Annotated in this window: 1 rRNA gene; it reads left to right on the plus strand. The window is 51.9% G+C overall.

Annotation, left to right across the window (positions count from 1 at the left end):
- Positions 1 to 2,564 (plus strand): 23S ribosomal RNA (locus FHW58_RS27295); the annotation flags it as partial.
- Between the last annotated feature and the right edge of the window lie 8 nt (positions 2,565 to 2,572).

Here is a 2,572-nt window from a genome sequence, read left to right on the forward strand (position 1 = left end):
GCCATAGCGGGTGATAGCCCCGTACACGAAATCAGACCGGTGGTACTAAGCGTACGACAAGTAGGGCGGGACACGAGAAATCCTGTCTGAAGATGGGGGGACCATCCTCCAAGGCTAAATACTCGTAATCGACCGATAGTGAACCAGTACCGTGAGGGAAAGGCGAAAAGAACCCCGGGAGGGGAGTGAAATAGATCCTGAAACCGTGTGCATACAAACAGTAGGAGCCTCGCAAGGGGTGACTGCGTACCTTTTGTATAATGGGTCAGCGACTTACATTCAGTGGCGAGGTTAACCGGATAGGGAAGCCGTAGAGAAATCGAGTCCGAACAGGGCGATAGTCGCTGGGTGTAGACCCGAAACCAGATGATCTACTCATGGCCAGGTTGAAGGTGCGGTAACACGCACTGGAGGACCGAACCCACTAATGTTGAAAAATTAGGGGATGAGCTGTGGGTAGGGGTGAAAGGCTAAACAAATCTGGAAATAGCTGGTTCTCTCCGAAAACTATTTAGGTAGTGCCTCAAGTATCACCACCGGGGGTAGAGCACTGTTATGGCTAGGGGGTCATCGCGACTTACCAAACCATTGCAAACTCCGAATACCGGTGAGTGCGAGCTTGGGAGACAGACGTCGGGTGCTAACGTCCGGCGTCAAGAGGGAAACAACCCAGACCGCCAGCTAAGGTCCCAAAGATTGGCTAAGTGGAAAACGAAGTGGGAAGGCTAAAACAGTCAGGATGTTGGCTTAGAAGCAGCCATCATTTAAAGAAAGCGTAATAGCTCACTGATCGAGTCGTCCTGCGCGGAAGATGTAACGGGGCTAAGCCAGTCACCGAAGCTGCGGATATGCGTAAGCATATGGTAGGAGAGCGTTCTGTAAGCCTGCGAAGGTGTCTTGTAAAGGATGCTGGAGGTATCAGAAGTGCGAATGCTGACATGAGTAGCGATAATGGGGGTGAAAAGCCCCCACGCCGTAAGCCCAAGGTTTCCTGTTCAACGTTCATCGGAGCAGGGTGAGTCGGCCCCTAAGGCGAGGCAGAGATGCGTAGCTGATGGGAAGCAGGTTAATATTCCTGCACCGTCGTATGATGCGATGGGGGGACGGATCGCGGAAGGTTGTCTGACTGTTGGAATAGTCAGTTTCTGGTTCATAGGAGGTACTTAGGCAAATCCGGGTACGTAATCCAAGGGGCTGGGACGAGCGAACTTGTTCGCGTAGCAATCGGAAGTGGTTCCAAGAAAAGCCTCTAAGCTTCAGTCATACGAGACCGTACCGCAAACCGACACAGGTGGGCGAGATGAGTATTCTAAGGCGCTTGAGAGAACTCGGGAGAAGGAACTCGGCAAATTGGTACCGTAACTTCGGGAAAAGGTACGCCCTTGTAGCTTGGCTGATTTACTTCAGTAGGGCGAACGGGTTGCAATAAACTGGTGGCTGCGACTGTTTAATAAAAACACAGCACTCTGCAAACACGAAAGTGGACGTATAGGGTGTGACGCCTGCCCGGTGCTGGAAGATTAAATGATGGGGTGCAAGCTCTTGATTGAAGTCCCAGTAAACGGCGGCCGTAACTATAACGGTCCTAAGGTAGCGAAATTCCTTGTCGGGTAAGTTCCGACCTGCACGAATGGCGTAACGATGGCCACACTGTCTCCTCCCGAGACTCAGCGAAGTTGAAGTGTTTGTGATGATGCAATCTACCCGCGGCTAGACGGAAAGACCCCATGAACCTTTACTGTAGCTTTGCATTGGACTTTGAACCAATCTGTGTAGGATAGGTGGGAGGCTTTGAAGCGGGGACGCCAGTTCTCGTGGAGCCATCCTTGAAATACCACCCTGGTTTGTTTGAGGTTCTAACCTTGGTCCGTGATCCGGATCGGGGACAGTGCATGGTAGGCAGTTTGACTGGGGCGGTCTCCTCCTAAAGTGTAACGGAGGAGTTCGAAGGTACGCTAGGTACGGTCGGACATCGTGCTAATAGTGCAATGGCATAAGCGTGCTTAACTGCGAGACCGACAAGTCGAGCAGGTACGAAAGTAGGACATAGTGATCCGGTGGTTCTGTATGGAAGGGCCATCGCTCAACGGATAAAAGGTACTCTGGGGATAACAGGCTGATTCCTCCCAAGAGTTCATATCGACGGGGGAGTTTGGCACCTCGATGTCGGCTCATCACATCCTGGGGCTGTAGCCGGTCCCAAGGGTATGGCTGTTCGCCATTTAAAGTGGTACGTGAGCTGGGTTTAAAACGTCGTGAGACAGTTTGGTCCCTATCTGCCGTGGGCGTTGGAAATTTGAAGGGGGCTGCTCCTAGTACGAGAGGACCGGAGTGGACAGACCTCTGGTGTACCGGTTGTCACGCCAGTGGCATTGCCGGGTAGCTAAGTCTGGAAGAGATAACCGCTGAAAGCATCTAAGCGGGAAACTTGCCTTAAGATGAGATTTCCCAGAGCCTTGAGCTCTTTGAAGGGTCGTTCGAGACCAGGACGTTGATAGGTCAGGTGTGGAAGTGCAGTAATGCATTAAGCTAACTGATACTAATTGCCCGTACGGCTTGTCCCTATAACCTT

Origin of the sequence: Duganella sp. 1224, assembly GCF_013408245.1 — a bacterium.
In the GTDB taxonomy this organism is placed as follows: domain Bacteria; phylum Pseudomonadota; class Gammaproteobacteria; order Burkholderiales; family Burkholderiaceae_D; genus Rugamonas.